We start from the raw sequence: 17,007 nt of genomic DNA, 5'->3' as shown, positions 1-17,007 counted from the left end.
TCCTCCTGAATCGCGTTTTATCCATCATGGTGAACATGGCTAAATGATTAGCACTGCTTACTGTTCTATTTTCTTCTCAATAGCTAAGCAACAACGATGCCAACATAAAAAATACGCCATCATTCCTGTGCGATACCGATATTTTCAGCCCATCAGGCCGGGTTAGGAATATCAATAAATGTCACATCAAAACCATGTTGCGCCGCCAGCCATTCACCCAACGCACGAATGCCGCCGCGCTCGGTAGCGTGGTGTCCGGCAGCGAAGAAGTGCAGCCCCATCTCACGAGCAATATGGATGGTTTGCTCAGACACTTCACCAGTAATAAAGGCATCAACGCCGAACCGGGCCGCTTGTTCAATAAACCCTTGGCCGCCACCGGTACACCAGGCCACACGCTGTATCTGTTGCGGTGCATTATCCCCACAATGCAGCACACTACGCCCCAGCCGCTTTTCTACGCGACGGCAAAATGCCTCTGCTGTCATGGGCTGCACCAGCTCGCCATACGGCACCAGCGGTTCGATCATGCCCAGCACCTGAATCTCCAGCAGCGCTGCCAACTGTGCGTTATTCCCCAATTCCGGGTGTGCATCCAACGGCAGATGATAGCCATACAGGTTGATATCATTGAGCAGCAGCGTTTTCAGTCGATTACGCTTCATACCACAGACTATTTGCGGTTCGTTTTTCCAAAAATAGCCGTGGTGAACCAGAATCGTATCGGCCTGCTTTTCTACCGCCGCATCCAACAGCGCCTGTGAGGCCGTTACGCCCGTCACAATACGTTTGACTTCGGCACGTCCCTCAACCTGTAAACCATTAGGCGCGTAATCCTGAAACGCCGCGGTACTCAGCTTCTCGTTAATGACCCTTTCCAATTCCGTATTACGCATACTTACTCTTCTCTTCTCGATCGTTATTCGCCATACCGATATTTTTTGCCGCTTCAAATGCCGCCAACGTATCCTGACGGGCGGTTTTGTGGTCGACGATTGGCAGCGGATAGCTAAGCTTAAAATGTTGTTTGTCTGCCCAGCGATGGGGCTGATGAATGTCTTTATCCGGCACGGCGGCCAGTTCGGGTAGCCAATGACGAATAAACCGACCGTCGGGATCAAAACGCTCGCCCTGCGTTGTCGGATTAAAAATACGAAAATAAGGTGCCGCATCGGTGCCGGTCGAGGCAGCCCACTGCCAGCCGCCGTTATTCGCCGCCAGATCGCCATCCAGCAGTTGCGACATAAAGTAGCGCTCACCTTCACGCCAATCGATCAGTAAATCTTTGACGAGAAAACTGGCGCAAATCATACGCAAGCGATTGTGCATCCATCCCGTTTCATTCAGTTGACGCATCGCGGCATCCACAATCGGATAGCCGGTTTTCCCCTGCTGCCAGGCGGCTAAATCCTCCGGTGATTCCCGCCATGTCACCCACTGCGTCCATGCGGTGAATGGTCGGTGTTTACACAACTGCGGCCAGGAGACGATCAGGTGACGGTAAAACTCACGCCAGACCAGTTCGTTAAACCAGGTAAATGCCCCCCCTTCACGCTGTTCCAGCATCTCTGGGCATTCAGTACGCAGGCGGTTAAAACATTGCCGTGGCGATACGATGCCAAGTGCCAGATACGGAGACAGTTTACTGGTGCCTGGCTGCGCGGGGAAATCCCGCTGCTGATCGTAATCCTGTACCTGTTCTCGGCAAAAACGGCGTAATTGTTGCAAAGCCGCGCGTTCGCCGCGAGGAAAATCCTCACTGTCCACTTCGCGCTGCGGATAGCTGAACGGTGCCAGTTCCACCGTGTTATCTATCGGCTCACCGCGTGCATCCGGTGCCGGTACGCACGTGGTATCCGACTCCAGCAGGCGTTTGATAAAGGCCTGACGAAAGGGCGTAAACACTTTATACATCTCGCCGTTGCCCGTCAGCACGCTGCCAGGCGGCAGCAACAGGCTGTCATGATAGCCGTGACAAACCACGCTCTCCGCCAGCCGATCTTTCATCTGCTTATCACGCAGGCGCTCGTTGATTTCATACTGATAATTGTAGAAAAGATCGGTAGCCTGCTGCTGCGCACAAAAGTGCACCAGCCAGTCAACCGACGCCGCAAAGTCAGCACATTCATGGTAATGCAGCGGGATACCCTTTTCGGCCAGCGCGTGCTGCACCAGCGTCAGGTTCTCTAACAGAAAAGTCGCCTGACGCGGTGCCATATCATGCTGCTTCCACTGCGCAGGCGTCGCGATGAATACCGCCAGCACGGTCGCATTCGGATTCTGACAGGCCGCATACAGTGCCAGATTATCGGTAACGCGCAGGTCATTGCGCAGCCAGACAACATGTGTAACGACAGGCGTGGTCATGAAACCCCTCAGGCGATCAAATTAGTGTCCATAACGCAGGCGCAATGCTTCTGGGTACGGCTCAAAGTAACGCTGCTGAGCCAGATACGCATCGGGATATTCCGCCATGTAATGTTTTAGCAACGTGATAGGTGCCAATAGCGGCTGCAAACCCTGTCTATAGCGATCGATAAGCTGCGCCAGTTCCTGTCGCTGTTGAGAATTTAGCTGACGTCGGAAGTAACCTTGCACGTGCATCAGCACATTGGTGTGGTTGCGTCGCGTCGCAGGTGTCGATAGCAGCTTCATCAACCGCATCCGGTATTCAACAATGTAGTCTTCCAGCGATTCCCACTTATCGATTCCCGCAACAAACGGTCCCAACTCACGGTATTCCGGCTGGGAGTGCGCCAACAGCAGTAACTTATAGCGGCTATGAAAGGCAATAAGCGCACCACGGCTCAGCCCGTTTTGCCATAGCTGATTCAGTTCGTGCAGCGCATAAACGCGCTCAATGAAATTTTCCCGCAAGCCGGGATCTTGCAGTCGTCCGTCTTCCTCAACCGGTAGCCAAGGCATTTGCCGCATCAGCTCCTGCGTAAACAGGCCGATACCACTTTTACGCGCATCCTTTTGCGTTTCATTGTAAACCTTCACGCGCTCCATACCGCAGCTCGGCGATTTGGCGCAGACGATATAACCGCATAAGTGCTGAAGCTGACTGACTTTATCAGCGGAAAACACCGTCATCTGCTGGGTAACATCCAGCGGCGAACCATTGCTGGCGCGTAGTGTGATGTGGCTTTCCCCTTCGCGCACCAGTCTGAGTGCCGGACGCGGTACCGGTAAACCAATTGCCATTTCCGGGCAGACCGGCTCAAAACGAAAATAGGGTGCCAATTGTTCAGCGGCAAACGTCAAACGCTTGTGTCCGCCATCAAACCGCACGGGGTTACCGAGCAGGCAGGCGCTGATACCAACAGGGATGAGTTCGAGCGTCATGATTTATCCTTATACCCGTCATAGTTCAAGCTGCATGTGCGTTGGCATTCTGCAAACCCTCTGACCAGCATAGCGGATTTCACCGCGATTCAGTGCAGTCACAGCAAAGAATAAAGTAATAAATCATAAGATTGGAGAGGGATAATGGGATAGCTGGCGGGAAAGGAAACGGACAGACAGCATCGGAAGATCGCTTAACCGCTACCCCAGCAATAAAATGCGGTTCATTTTTCGTGCTTATCTGCCATTCCCGTTTCAGGTATACAGCAGATAAACACGACAGATCTTACACGCTGGCCTTAATAGAAATCGCAGGCGGCGGCTTCGGACTGCGCCATCCATACCGGCTTATCGCTGGTTTTCAGCCAGACACGGTGTAAATAGCTGTAAAAACGCGCCCGATCGCGGCGGAACAGCATCACCGGTAATGCCAACACGCCGATGGCAACCACGGCGGTGCGACGCAGGAGAATACGGTGCAAGGGATAAGTAGTATAAAGCGACATAACGATCCTCCTCTGGGATAAGCACCCTTGTTCAGCGGCGCTTTTCATAACGATAAAATAAGAACTGTGACATTGGTTAAAATTTTACCGCCTTTCCTGAAAGTTTACTACTCATCTGACCAGTAAAAGATGAAATAATCGCCAATTTTTTCGCCATCGTGTCATTAAGTTACAATAACGTTAATAATAAATTTACCATTGGTTAATTTATAGTTTTTAGATTGGATCAATTCATTCCTTCCGCTTAATACCCTTTTCTTGCCGCAGACGATTTTGTTAATCCCATAACGCCACTCCCCCTTCCATCGCCTACTTTTCATCCCATTTTTATACTTTTTTTACGCTCGCAGATGGGAAATTTGCACCTTCTTTTCCTGCGTTTTCCTACCCTGACGCTGTCTATTTTGTTCTGGAGGTGTGTTGTGACGCTTAGCATCGTCTTAGGCGGCCTACTCGTGCTGCTGTTACTGGTCTATCTGGTTTATGCCTTATTGAAGGCGGAGGAATTCTGATGGCCGCTGATGCTTTTTTACTGATCTTTGGTCTGCTGCTCACCGTGCTGATCGTCGCCCAGCCGTTGGGTAGCGGGCTGGCCCGTCTGATTGAGGGCGAAACAGGTGCGCTCCTGCAAAAGTTTGAAGCGGGAACGACGCGCCTTTTCGCTTTGGATACAACGGAAATGCGCTGGCAGCAGTATGCGGCGGCCATTCTGACACTTAACCTGATCGGCATTCTCGTGCTGTTTGTGCTGTTAATGGCGCAGGGTGCTCTGCCGCTTAACCCAGAAAATATGCCGGGGCTGTCGTGGCATTTGGCGTTAAACACGGCAGTCAGCTTTGTCACCAATACCAACTGGCAGGCTTACAGCGGCGAAAACACGCTGAGCTACCTGAGTCAGATGGTCGGGCTAACGGTACAAAACTTCCTTTCTGCCGCCAGCGGCATGGCGGTGGCTTTCGCGTTAATCCGCGCGTTTTCCCGTCGCTGCGTCGATACGCTGGGCAATGCGTGGCTCGATCTATTTCGCATCACGCTGTACGTGTTGCTGCCATTGTCTCTGCTGCTGGCGCTGTTTTTTGTCAGTCAGGGCGTATTGCAGAACCTGCTGCCTTATCAGCATTTGACCACGCTAGACGGCGCAGCCCAAACGCTGCCGATGGGGCCTGTTGCCTCACAGGAAGCGATTAAACTGCTAGGCACCAACGGCGGCGGCTTCTTTGGTGCCAACTCGGCACATCCGTTTGAAAACCCGACGGCACTCAGCAACATGGTACAAATGCTGGCGATCCTATTGATCCCTACTGCGCTGTGCTTCGCCTTTGGCAAAGCCGTCAGCGATAAGCGGCAAGGCCACGCACTGCTGTGGGCGATGACGCTGATCTTTATCGTCGCGGCGGCTGTGGTGATGAAAATGGAGGTCAACGGCAACCCGCATCTGCTGGCATTAGGCTCGGACAACGTAGCGAATCTGGAGGGTAAAGAGACGCGCTTTGGCGTCCTGACGTCCAGCCTGTATGCCGTTGTCACCACGGCCACCTCGACAGGCGCGGTAAACGCCATGCATGACTCCTTCACGGCACTCGGCGGCATGGTTCCCATGTGGCTGATGCAAATTGGCGAAGTGGTGTTCGGCGGCGTCGGCTCTGGCCTGTACGGCATGCTGCTATTCGTGCTTCTGACCGTCTTTATTGCCGGCCTAATGATTGGTCGTTCGCCGGAATATCTGGGCAAAAAGATCGAAGTCTATGAGATGAAGATGACGGCGCTGGCGATTCTGATTCCCCCTGCGCTGGTGTTGCTCGGTACGGCGCTGGCGCTGAGTACGGAAGCGGGGCGCAGCGGCATTCTGAACCCCGGCGCGCACGGCTTTAGCGAAGTGCTCTATGCGGTGTCTTCCGCCGCAAACAACAACGGCAGTGCGTTTGCTGGCCTCAGCGTTAACACGCCGTTCTATAACGTCCTGCTCGCTGTCGCCATGCTGCTGGGCCGCTTTGCCGTCATGGTGCCCGTGCTGGCAATCGCTGGCTCGTTGGTCGTGAAAAAGCGTCAGCCGGAAAGCAAAGGCTCACTGTCAACGCGCAGCCCGCTGTTTATCGGCATGCTCATCGCCATCGTTCTGCTGATTGGTGCGCTGACGTTTATCCCTGCACTGGCGTTAGGGCCAGTTGCTGAACATTTACAGTTCGGCCTGACTCACTAAGGCTGGAGACTCTTTATGACTCGTCACACGATGAATCATCAGGCAACACAGGAACCGACCTCAGCCCAACAGGGTGAGGCTCGCCACATTGGCAAACGTAAACAACAAACGCTGTTTGACAGCACGTTAATCCGTTCGGCGCTGAAAGATGCGTTGAAGAAACTCGACCCGCGCATACAGTGGCGCAACCCGGTCATGTTTGTGGTGTATCTCGGCAGTATGCTGACCACCCTTGTCTGGCTGACTATTCTGGCAGGTAAAACGGAAGGAAATGCCGTGTTTACCGGGCTGGTGTCACTCTGGCTGTGGTTTACCGTGCTGTTCGCCAACATGGCCGAAGCACTGGCGGAAGGCCGCAGCAAAGCGCAGGCAAACGCGCTGAAAGGCGTCAAGAAAACCAGTTGGGCTAACAAGCTCTCCGCGCCGAATCACGATGCCAGTTCAGAATCGGTACCAGCAGACAGCCTGCGTAAAGGCGATATCGTGCTGGTCAGTGCGGGTGAAACCATTCCGTGCGACGGTGAAGTGCTGGAAGGCGGCGCATCCGTCGATGAAAGCGCCATTACCGGGGAATCCGCGCCGGTGATCCGCGAGTCCGGCGGTGATTTCGCTTCCGTCACGGGTGGCACCCGCGTGCTGTCCGACTGGCTGGTGATTCAGTGCAGCGTTAACCCCGGAGAAACCTTCCTCGACCGAATGATTGCTATGGTTGAAGGTGCACAGCGTCGAAAAACGCCGAACGAAATCGCCTTAACCATTCTGCTGATCGAGCTTACGCTCATCTTCTTGCTGGTGACTGCCACGCTCTACCCGTTCTCCTGGTTCGGCGTACAGGCGAATAACAGTGGCGATGTCGTCGGTGTGACCGTGCTTGTCGCCCTGCTCGTCTGCCTGATCCCGACCACTATCGGTGGCCTGCTGTCAGCGATCGGCGTAGCGGGGATGAGCCGGATGCTGGGGGCTAACGTGATCGCCACCAGCGGCCGCGCTGTTGAAGCGGCGGGCGATATCGACGTTCTGCTGCTGGATAAAACCGGCACCATTACGCTGGGTAACCGTCAGGCTTCCGCTTTTCTGCCCGCGCCGGGCGTGACCGAACAGGCACTGGCTGACGCCGCGCGCCTTGCCTCTTTAGCCGATGAAACGCCAGAAGGCCGCAGCATCGTGGTGCTGGCAAAGCAGCGCTTTAACCTGCCGGAGCAGGACTTAACGTCGCTGGACGCTACCTTTGTTCCCTTTACCGCCCAGACGCGCATGAGTGGTGTCAATTTCGGCCAACGTACCATTCGTAAAGGCGCTGTCGATGCCTTGCGTCGCTACATTGAAGCGAACAATGGCGATTTTCCGCATCAGGTCGAAGAGGCGGTATCCAACGTCGCACGCAGCGGGGGCACACCGCTGGTCGTTGCAGAAGGCAAACGCGTGCTTGGCGTGGTGGAGCTGAAAGATATCGTCAAAAGCGGCATCAAGGCGCGCTTCGCCGAGCTGCGCAGTATGGGGATCAAAACCGTGATGATCACCGGCGACAACCCGCTCACGGCGGCAGCGATTGCCGCAGAAGCGGGCGTCGATGATTTTCTGGCAGAAGCGACACCGGAAACCAAGCTGGCGTTGATTCGCCAGTATCAAGCCGAAGGGCGACTGGTGGCGATGACCGGCGACGGCACTAATGATGCGCCCGCACTGGCGCAGGCCGATGTCGCGGTGGCGATGAACTCCGGCACGCAGGCAGCAAAAGAAGCAGGCAACATGGTCGATCTGGATTCCAACCCGACCAAGCTGATCGAAGTGGTGCATATCGGCAAGCAGATGCTGATGACGCGCGGTTCGCTGACGACGTTCAGTATCGCCAACGATGTGGCAAAATATTTCGCCATTATCCCGGCCGCTTTTGCTGCTACCTATCCGCAGCTCAATACGCTAAACGTGATGCAACTGCACTCCCCTACCTCGGCCATGCTGTCAGCGGTGATCTTCAACGCGCTGATTATCGTGTTTCTGATCCCGCTGGCGCTCAAAGGGATTAGCTATCACCCCATGAGCGCGGCGGCACAGCTAAGCCGCAATTTGTGGATTTATGGTCTTGGCGGGCTGCTGGTGCCGTTCCTCGGTATCAAGCTCATCGATATGTTACTGACCGGGCTGAGTTTGGCTTAAGGACTGACGGGTATGCGCTATTTACGTTCTTCTTTGTTTTTATTCTTGTTATTACTGCTGTTTACCGGTCTGGCCTACCCGCTGCTGACCACCGTGCTGGCACAGTGGCTGTTCCCGACACAGGCAAACGGATCGCTGATTTACCGTGAGAATGCCGTCGTCGGTTCATCCCTGATCGGGCAGCCGTTCAATCGTGCTGGCTATTTTCAGGGGCGTCCGTCGGCCACGTCAGATGCCCCGTATAACGCACTGGCGTCCGGCGGTAGCAATCTGGCCGCCAGCAATCCGGTGCTCGATCAGCAGATAAGCGAACGCGCCATTCATTGGCATCAGGTCGTCGGCAATCAGCAGCCCATTCCTACCGAGCTGTTGGCCGCATCCGGCAGCGGACTCGATCCACAGATTTCCCCGGAGGCGGCACGCTATCAGGCACTTTACGTCGCACAGGCCAGAGGGCTGTCGCTCCAGCAGATACAACAATTGATCGATCGCTTTACCGAGACCAGCAAGCCTGCGTTCATTGGACAGCCGACGGTCAATGTCCTGTTGTTAAATCTGGCGCTGGATAAGGAAAAGCCACTGCCTTAATCGACAGTGCGTTACTATTAATTATTATACGGAACCCCGCCGAGGCTGCAGAGCGGTGGTAATGGGTAGATCGTAAAGACGCTGTGAATACGTCCCTGTACGCTCGGATTGCGCAGATATGAATCTCATCCCTGAGATTCACCCTTTCAGGGCCGTCGCAAGCGACGTTCAAAAACGTTCCTGACGTTTTTGTCCATGGCGCAAACGCTTTACTCTTCTATCCATTACCACCGTTTTCGTTCCATACATCGCTTTATCTGCGGCCTGGCCACCGTTCAGGCCGCGCTAATAAGGGATAGAACATGATTGACGGTGAAGATCGTCGCCCAGACCCCGATAACCTGCTGGCACAGATCGGTGCGCCGCCGCGTGGCAAGCTGAAAATCTTTTTTGGCGCCTGTGCGGGCGTAGGGAAAACCTATGCCATGTTGCAGGAAGCCCAGCGGCTGCGGGCGCAAGGACTGGATATTCTTGTCGGCGTGGTCGAAACCCACGGCCGTAGCGAAACCGCCGCGCTGTTGGATGGATTGCCGCAGTTGCCACTCAAGCATCTTCGCCATCACGGTCGTCACACTGTCGAATTCGATCTGGATGCCGCGCTGGCACGCTGTCCGGCACTGATTCTGATCGATGAGCTGGCGCACAGCAATGTGAATGGATCTCGTCACCCCAAACGCTGGCAGGACGTACAGGAACTGCTCGATGCCGGAATCGATGTCTTTACCACAGTGAACGTCCAGCATCTGGAAAGCCTGAACGACGTGGTCGGCGGCGTAACTGGCATCAGAGTCCGGGAAACCGTGCCGGACCCCATCTTCGATCAGGCCAGCGAAGTCATTTTGGTGGATCTGCCGCCGGACGATCTGCGCCAGCGTTTAAATGAAGGCAAAGTGTATTTGCCGCTACAGGCCGAACGCGCCGTCGAGAACTTTTTTCGTAAAGGCAATTTGATCGCCCTGCGTGAATTAGCGCTGCGGCGCATGGCAGATCGGGTTGACGATCAAATGCGCGCTATGCGTGCGGGACAAGGGCGCGAGCAGGTCTGGCATACGCGCGATGCCATTCTGTTATGCATCGGCCACGGCACGGGCAATGAAAAGCTGGTACGCACGGCAGCACGGCTTGCGGCACGGCTGGGGAGTGTCTGGCACGCGGTTTACGTCGAAACGCCGCGCTTGCACCGGTTACCCGAACCGCAGCGGCGTGCCATCTTGCGGGCTCTCAAGCTAGCACAGGATCTTGGGGCTGAAACCGTTACGCTATCGGAACCCGACGAAGAGCTTGCCGTCCTGCGCTATGCGCGTGAGCACAACCTCGGCAAAATCGTCATTGGTCGCCATGTGGAGCAGCGCTTCGGCTGGTGGTGGCGCACGCGCTTTGCCGAACGGCTCGGCAGGCTGGGGCCGGATCTCGATCTGGTCGTCGTCGCCGTACAGGATGATGCGCCAGCCGCACCGATTAAAACACCGGATGCCCGCGGACTGGTAGAAAAATGGCGCATGCAGCTATTCGGTTGCGGGCTGGCAACGCTGCTGTGCGCCTTTATCACCCTGCTTGCCTCGTGGTCACCGTTTGCCATGCTGGAATCGGTCAATCTGGTGATGATTTATCTGCTGGCTGTCGTCATCGTCGCGCTATTCTTCGGTCGTTGGCCGTCGGTGTTCGCTGCCGTGATTAACGTCGCCAGTTTCGATCTCTTTTTCATTCTGCCGCGCGGTACGTTTGCCGTATCGGATGCACAATATCTGCTTACTTTTGCCGTGATGCTCGGCGTCGGCCTGCTGGTTGGTAATCTGACGGCAGGCGTGCGCTATCAGGCCAGAGTCGCTCGTTATCGTGAGCAGCGCGTCCGCCATCTGTATGAGATGTCCAAGGCGCTGAACCGCAGCCTGTCCAGCGCGGATATCGTCGAGACCAGTCAGCATTTTCTCAGCACCACGTTTCAGGCCAAGATCGCCGTTCTGTTGGCCGATAGCCTGCCCCCCTCGCCCGACCGCCAACAGCCTACGCGCGATAGCCAGTCCTTGATTGTCGATAACGCTATCGCGCGCTGGAGCTTCGATCATCGTGCGCCTGCTGGTGCGGGAACGTCCACCCTGCCCGGTGTGTCGTATCAGGTTCTGCCACTCACCACCACACAGCAAATCTTCGGCGTGCTGGCGATCGAGCCTAATAACGCTAGGCAGTTGATGATTCCTGAGCAGCAGCGGCTGTTGGAAACCTTTACCGTGCTGATCGCTAATGCGCTGGAGCGTCTGCACCTGATGCAAAGTACAGAAAATGCCCGGCTGGATGCCGAACGTGAGCAGTTGCGTAACTCGCTGCTTGCCGCACTCTCGCACGATCTGCGCACGCCGCTGACGGTACTTTTTGGTCAGGCTGAGATTCTGACGTTGAATCTGGCGAGCGCAGGGTCACCTTACGCTCAGCAGGCCAATCAGATTCGCCAGCACATTTTGAACACGACGCGATTGGTTAATAATCTGCTCGACATGGCACGTATTCAGTCGGATGGCTTTAACCTGCGCAAAGAGTGGCAAACCCCCGAGGAGTTAATCGGCAGCGCCCTGCAACAGCTGGAAAACGCGCTGGCGAAAAACACCATTCAGGTTAATCTACCTGGTGAGATGGTTCTGGTTTATTGTGATGCAGGGCTGGTGGAACGCGTGTTCATTAACCTGTTGGAGAACGCGCTAAAGTATGCCGGAGAGCAGGCCACCATCGTCATTACGGCACACGCTATCCCGCAGGCCGATACGCAGGAAAATGCGTTGGAAATCATCGTGCAGGACAATGGACCGGGAATTGAGCCCGGCCAGGAAAGTATGATTTTTGATAAATTTTCCCGTGGTCACAAAGAGTCATCGATTCCCGGCGTGGGGCTGGGGCTAGCGATCTGTCGGGCAATCGTGGAAATTCACGGTGGTCATATCTGGGCAACAAATGCAGAAAGTGGCGGTGCCGCTTTCCATTTCACGCTACCGCTCTCAGCACCGCCGGATCTCGCACCAGAAGATATTGAGGAGCACTAAATCCATTGCAGGCCACTATTCTGATCGTTGAAGATGAAAAAGAGATCCGTCGTTTTGTACGTCAGGCGCTGGAAGGCGAAGGTTGCCGCGTGTTTGATGCAGAAACGATGCAGCGCGGCCTGTTAGAAGCGGCCACGCGCAAACCCGATCTGATTATTCTCGATTTGGGCCTGCCAGACGGCAACGGTATCGACTACATCCGCGATTTACGTCAGTGGAGCAGCCTGCCCATTATTGTGCTATCTGCCCGTACCGACGAGCAGGATAAAATAGATGCGCTGGATGCCGGTGCCGATGATTACCTAACCAAACCGTTTGGCATCGGCGAGCTGCTGGCACGGTTGCGCGTTGCGCTCCGTCGCCACAGCCATACCCAGCAGGAAACGCCGCTGGTGAGCTTCGGTGCGATCACCGTAGATTTGCTTAATCGGCAGGTGAATCGCGACGGTCAGGAACTGCACCTGACGCCCATCGAATTTCGTCTGCTGGCAACCTTGCTCGCCAGCCCCGGCAAAGTGCTGACGCAGCGCCAACTCCTGACGCAGGTCTGGGGGCCAAACGCCGTCGAGCACAGCCACTATCTGCGTATTTATATGGGGCACCTACGCCAGAAGCTGGAAAGCGACCCGGCAAGACCTCGCCATCTCTTGACTGAAACCGCTATCGGTTATCGATTTATACCGTAAAATCATCCTTCTGTATCAGGCAGCGTCCTTGGCGAACTTCTCCCACGGTACGCGCCTGCCTTCTCTTCAGGGATACGCCGTCATGAGTAGTTGGTTAATTTATGCTTTGTTGTCTGCCGTATGTGCCGCGATGGTGGCAATATTTGGCAAAATCGGTCTGCAAAATTTGGACGCCAATACGGCGACCGCGATTCGTGCCGTCATCATGGCACTTTTTCTGGTGGGGGTAGTGGTCGCGCAAGGTAAGCTGGCGCTGGTCGGTGAAGTTATCGCGAATAAGAAAGCGCTGTTGTTCATTGTGCTCAGCGGCGTCGCGGGAGCGCTATCGTGGCTGTTTTACTTTGTCGCGTTGAAGAACGGCAACGTTGCACAGGTCGCGCCGATCGATAAGCTCAGCGTGGTATTTGCCGTCGTGCTGGCGGTCATACTGCTGGGAGAAAAAATTTCGCTGATGGCAGGAGCCGGTGTGGCACTGATTTCTGTGGGAGCGTTGCTGGTTGCCTTGGGATAAATACACTCTACGTTTTATCGCTGCACAAGATTAAAAAAGGCGCTGCAAGCAGCGCCTTTCCACTTATTTAGCCGTTGCCAGAACCGCGCTAACAATCTCTACCGCTTCTTTCTCGATACGCTCGCGGTGTTCCACCCCGAGGAAACTTTCACAGTAGATCTTGTAGGCTTCTTCTGTACCGGAAGGACGCGCGGCAAACCAGCCGTTCTCCGTCATCACTTTCAGGCCACCAATCGATGCCCCATTACCCGGTGCAGCGGTCAGACGTGCAGTAATCGGATCGCCCGCCAGCGTACTGGCCGACACCTGCTCAGGCGACAGCTTAGACAGCGCCGCTTTTTGTGCATGTGTCGCAGAAGCCTGAATACGGTTGTAGCTCGGTGCACCAAAGCGCTGTGCCAGCTCATCATAGTGCTGCTGCGGGTTTTTACCCGTCACGGCCGTAATTTCCGCCGCCAGCAGACACAGAATGATGCCGTCTTTGTCCGTCGACCACGGCGTGCCATCGAAACGCAGGAAAGACGCCCCCGCACTTTCTTCACCACCGAAGCCAAAGCTGCCGTCATACAGGCCGTCAACGAACCATTTGAAGCCAACCGGCACTTCCACCAGCTTACGACCCAAATCTGCCACCACGCGGTCGATCATTGCGCTGGATACCAGCGTTTTGCCGACGGCAACAGACTGCCCCCACTGTGGGCGATGCTGGAACAGATAGTTGATTGCCACTGCCAGATAGTGGTTCGGGTTCATCAGCCCTGCCGGGGTAACAATACCGTGGCGGTCATAGTCAGGATCGTTGGCAAATGCCAGATCAAACTTGTCACGCAGCGCCAGCAGCCCAGCCATAGCGAATTCTGACGAGCAGTCCATACGGATCACACCGTCGTGATCCAGCGACATAAAGCGGAATGTCTGATCGACGGCATCGTTAACCAGTGTCAGATCCAGCTTGTAGTGCTCTGCGATACGCTGCCAGTAGGCAATGCCGGAACCACCCAGCGGGTCGACGCCCAGTTTCAGACCCGCGCGTTGAATCGCCGCCATGTCCACCACACTAGCCAGCCCTTCTACATAGGCCTGAACCAAATCCTGTTCATGGACGTGTCCGCTTTTCAACGCCTGATCCAGCGTAATACGTTTCACGTCACGCAGTTCATCCGCCAGCAGCGCATTGGCACGCGTCTCAATCACACTGGTGAGGTTGGTATCTGCCGGGCCACCGTTTGGCGGATTATATTTAATGCCACCATCTTCCGGCGGGTTGTGGGACGGCGTAATTACAATGCCATCCGCCAGCGCACCGCCCTGACGATTGTGAACCAGTATCGCGTTAGACACCGCAGGCGTTGGGGTAAAGCCATTATCCAACTGAACGATCACATCCACGCCGTTGGCAGCCAGCACCTCAAGCACGGAGATAAACGCCGGCTCGGAGAGCGCGTGAGTATCTTTACCGACATAGCACGGGCCGCTGATACCTTGCTTTTTACGCTCTTCAGCAATCGCCTGCGCAATTGCCAAAATGTGCGGTTCATTAAAGCTATGGCGCCCCGCGCTACCGCGATGACCAGACGTACCGAATTTCACCGCGTGCGCTGTGTTGCCGACTTCCGGGCGCAGCACATAATATTGTGACGTTAACTGTGCCACATTAATCAAATCGCTCTGCTGGGCAGGCTGTCCGGCCCTTGGGTGATTAGCCATTGGCGCTTCTCCCTAACGCTGTAGTTAGATAAGTAGTTAATAAATAATTAGATGGTTCCGCACACTTTTTCTGTCAGTTCCGCTGGGAACTGCATCGTCAGCATGATGTGCTCAACCATGCTGCGTTTACGACCGGTATTCGTGTTGGTAATCACCCAGTATGGCGTGCCCGGAATATGTTTGGGCTTGGTGTGTGTGCCATGCTGAAGCAACGTTTGCTGGTCGCCCGCGAAATAGACGCGGGTGCGGCCATGAAGGGATTCTGTCGCGGCAGCAAATTCCTGCGGCGATAAGGTATACAGCGTGGACAGAACCAGCATAAAGCGATTGATGGCTTTATTCTGTTCAGCGTATTCATCCGACAGCAGCAGTTCACGCAGGGTTCGTACCCGATCGCGCGGGCTCGGCGCAGCGGCAGGCTGAGACGTCGTCGTTGTTGCAACAGCCGCTACCGCTGGCGTTGTGACAGGCTGCCCAGCAGTAAATTTCAGCATACGCCGTAAAATATCCGATGCGCTCTCACCAATATGCTGTGTGTGGCTGGCAATATAACGATAAAGCTCTTCGTCGACTTCAATAGTTTTCATCTTTATCCAGTGCTGTTTTTACCCATTACCGTGCAAATTACAGAGACGCTTCCCTTCTGCAACCCGACATCGATGGGTAGATGACTCAAATCAAAAGGATTATACAGGCGTTCAAACATTATCGAACAGCGGCATAATGGGACAATACCAAAAGTCAGACTATGCCCCAATGCCTTTCACATCCATTCAAGTAGCTATACGTGTCCCTTACCATTCCTTCAGTGACAACATTGCTTCTAAAGTCATGATACCCTAAGCCTATGTCTCTCTGAATGAACTTCACCATGAAATTGAATCATCGCTGGCAAAATGCGCACCAGTCCACAGATAAACGTCCTGTTGTCTTGATTCATGGCCTGTTTGGCACATTAGATAACCTTGGTGTATTAGGGCGGGATTTGCAAAATACGCATGACATCCTGCAAATCGATTTACGCAACCACGGTTTGTCGCCACGTTCATCACAGATGAACTACCCCGCCATGGCAGAGGATGTGTTGGCACTGTTAGATGAATTGCATATCGAACGCGCTATCGTTATTGGCCATTCGATGGGCGGAAAAGTCGCCATGGCGCTCAGTGCACTCATTCCTGAACGACTGGACAAACTGGTCGCGATTGATATCGCCCCGGTGGATTATCAAGTGCGCCGCCACGACACCATTTTCGCTGCACTACGTGCCGTAACGGAAGCAGGCCTGACATCACGAACCGAAGCGACAGCCCTCATGCGTCAACACATAAAAGAAGAGGGCGTGATTCAGTTTTTGCTGAAATCTTTCCAGCAGGGAGAGTGGCGTTTTAACGTACCGGTCTTGTGGGATGAGTACGAAAACATTGTTGGCTGGCAAGAGGTCCCGGCCTGGCAAGGGCCAATATTGTTCATCCGCGGCGGCGATTCCCCCTATCTGGACGATCGCTACCGTGATTCGCTGCTGCGTCAGTTCCCGGCGGCACGGGCGCATGTTGTCAGTGGAGCGGGTCACTGGGTTCATTCAGAAAAACCCGATGCCGTTTTGCGCGCTATCCACCGTTTTCTGGACGCGAATTAACCAGACCATACTCACACTGGCGGATTCATGGCAACAGCGGTAGTTAACCGTTGTCGCCGCCAGTGCGGCTAGGGTATGATGGCGCTCGCAGTAGAGGGACGGCTGATTCAGCCACAAGTCATTGTAACCACTTCATCAAAGTGCACGCGTAATTTCCCGGCATGTTCAACAGATAGCCAAACCGCACCCTGACAATCCTATTGCAGAGTGAGAGTAGGCATCGACTTTATCTGTAGGACAGAACGGGCAACGCGGTGTATTTTGGTCCGAATACCTTGCAGTATCATTACTTATGGCAAAAGAACAAACGGATCGCACTACACTGGATCTGTTCGCAGATGAGCGTCGTCCGGGCCGCCCCAAGACCAACCCGCTCACACGTGACGAACAACTAAGAATTAACAAGCGTAATCAACTACGTCGCGATAAAGTGCGTGGCTTGCGCCGTGTTGAATTAAAGATTAATAGCGACGCCGTCGATATCCTGAACAGCCTTGCTGAACAGCGGAACATTAGCCGCAGTGAATTGATTGAAGAGATGCTGCTGGCACAGTTGGCCGAACAACAGTCCTGATTGGCTTAACGCGATATTCACATAATGCAGTATTCACATCTTGTGCGGCGCCATTTCTG

Annotated in this window: 15 protein-coding genes; 9 read left to right on the top strand and 6 right to left on the bottom strand. The window is 54.6% G+C overall.

Annotation, left to right across the window (positions count from 1 at the left end):
- Positions 1–152: 152 nt before the first annotated feature.
- From EDI29_RS01925 to EDI29_RS01910, 4 genes are all read right to left on the bottom strand, one after another.
- A complete protein-coding gene (locus EDI29_RS01925) occupies positions 153–896 on the bottom strand; it encodes a type 2 GTP cyclohydrolase I (RefSeq protein ID WP_137739481.1) in 744 nt (247 codons plus the stop codon).
- Entirely contained in the window at positions 889–2,367 is a 1,479-nt protein-coding gene (gene phrB / locus EDI29_RS01920; RefSeq protein ID WP_137739480.1) for a deoxyribodipyrimidine photo-lyase, read from the bottom strand. Before phrB ends, EDI29_RS01925 begins: the two co-directional genes overlap by 8 nt.
- A 21-nt stretch (positions 2,368–2,388) precedes the next feature.
- Positions 2,389–3,348, bottom strand: coding sequence for a YbgA family protein (locus EDI29_RS01915; RefSeq protein WP_137739479.1), 960 nt, complete (start codon positions 3,346–3,348; stop codon positions 2,389–2,391).
- A gap of 299 nt (positions 3,349–3,647) precedes the next feature.
- Complete coding sequence (locus EDI29_RS01910) at positions 3,648–3,854, bottom strand: YbfA family protein (protein WP_137739478.1); 207 nt, start codon at positions 3,852–3,854, stop codon at positions 3,648–3,650.
- A 422-nt stretch (positions 3,855–4,276) separates the two neighbouring features.
- Between EDI29_RS01910 and kdpF the strand changes: the two genes are divergently transcribed.
- From kdpF to EDI29_RS01875, 7 genes are all read left to right on the top strand, one after another.
- Entirely contained in the window at positions 4,277–4,366 is a 90-nt protein-coding gene (gene kdpF / locus EDI29_RS01905; RefSeq protein ID WP_014914657.1) for a K(+)-transporting ATPase subunit F, read from the top strand.
- Positions 4,366–6,054, top strand: a complete 1,689-nt coding sequence (gene kdpA / locus EDI29_RS01900) for a potassium-transporting ATPase subunit KdpA (RefSeq protein WP_137739477.1) — start codon at positions 4,366–4,368, stop codon at positions 6,052–6,054. Before kdpF ends, kdpA begins: the two co-directional genes overlap by 1 nt.
- 30 nt (positions 6,055–6,084) lie before the next feature.
- A complete protein-coding gene (kdpB, locus tag EDI29_RS01895; RefSeq protein WP_395303344.1) occupies positions 6,085–8,211 on the top strand; it encodes a potassium-transporting ATPase subunit KdpB in 2,127 nt (708 codons plus the stop codon).
- A 12-nt stretch (positions 8,212–8,223) separates the two neighbouring features.
- A complete protein-coding gene (gene kdpC / locus EDI29_RS01890; RefSeq protein ID WP_137739476.1) occupies positions 8,224–8,799 on the top strand; it encodes a potassium-transporting ATPase subunit KdpC in 576 nt (191 codons plus the stop codon).
- Between the two features lie 302 nt (positions 8,800–9,101).
- Positions 9,102–11,831, top strand: coding sequence for a two-component system sensor histidine kinase KdpD (gene kdpD / locus EDI29_RS01885; protein WP_137739475.1), 2,730 nt, complete (start codon positions 9,102–9,104; stop codon positions 11,829–11,831).
- Positions 11,832–11,836: 5 nt separating this feature from the next.
- A complete protein-coding gene (gene kdpE, locus EDI29_RS01880; RefSeq protein WP_137739474.1) occupies positions 11,837–12,517 on the top strand; it encodes a two-component system response regulator KdpE in 681 nt (226 codons plus the stop codon).
- Between the two features lie 82 nt (positions 12,518–12,599).
- A complete protein-coding gene (locus tag EDI29_RS01875) occupies positions 12,600–13,028 on the top strand; it encodes an EamA family transporter (protein WP_039535892.1) in 429 nt (142 codons plus the stop codon).
- Between the two features lie 63 nt (positions 13,029–13,091).
- On the opposite strand, the gene pgm is transcribed toward EDI29_RS01875, so the two are convergent.
- Together pgm and seqA are read right to left on the bottom strand one after the other, a co-directional pair.
- Positions 13,092–14,735, bottom strand: coding sequence for a phosphoglucomutase (alpha-D-glucose-1,6-bisphosphate-dependent) (gene pgm / locus EDI29_RS01870; RefSeq protein WP_039472539.1), 1,644 nt, complete (start codon positions 14,733–14,735; stop codon positions 13,092–13,094).
- Between the two features lie 47 nt (positions 14,736–14,782).
- Positions 14,783–15,322: a replication initiation negative regulator SeqA gene (gene seqA, locus EDI29_RS01865; protein WP_039472538.1), complete on the bottom strand. Its 540-nt coding sequence runs from the start codon at positions 15,320–15,322 to the stop codon at positions 14,783–14,785.
- Between the two features lie 284 nt (positions 15,323–15,606).
- On the opposite strand from seqA, the gene ybfF reads away from it, so the two are divergent.
- A complete protein-coding gene (gene ybfF, locus EDI29_RS01860) occupies positions 15,607–16,374 on the top strand; it encodes an esterase (RefSeq protein WP_137739473.1) in 768 nt (255 codons plus the stop codon).
- 292 nt (positions 16,375–16,666) lie between these two features.
- Positions 16,667–16,948 (top strand): LexA regulated protein, encoded by a 282-nt coding sequence (gene ybfE / locus EDI29_RS01855; protein ID WP_107168289.1) that lies wholly within the window; start codon positions 16,667–16,669, stop codon positions 16,946–16,948.
- Positions 16,949–17,007 lie beyond the last annotated feature (59 nt).

Origin of the sequence: Pectobacterium polonicum, from assembly GCF_005497185.1 — a bacterium.
GTDB lineage: Bacteria > Pseudomonadota > Gammaproteobacteria > Enterobacterales > Enterobacteriaceae > Pectobacterium > Pectobacterium polonicum.
The sequence above is the reverse complement of the archived record's forward strand: the minus strand, read 5'-3'. Positions and strand labels throughout refer to the sequence as shown.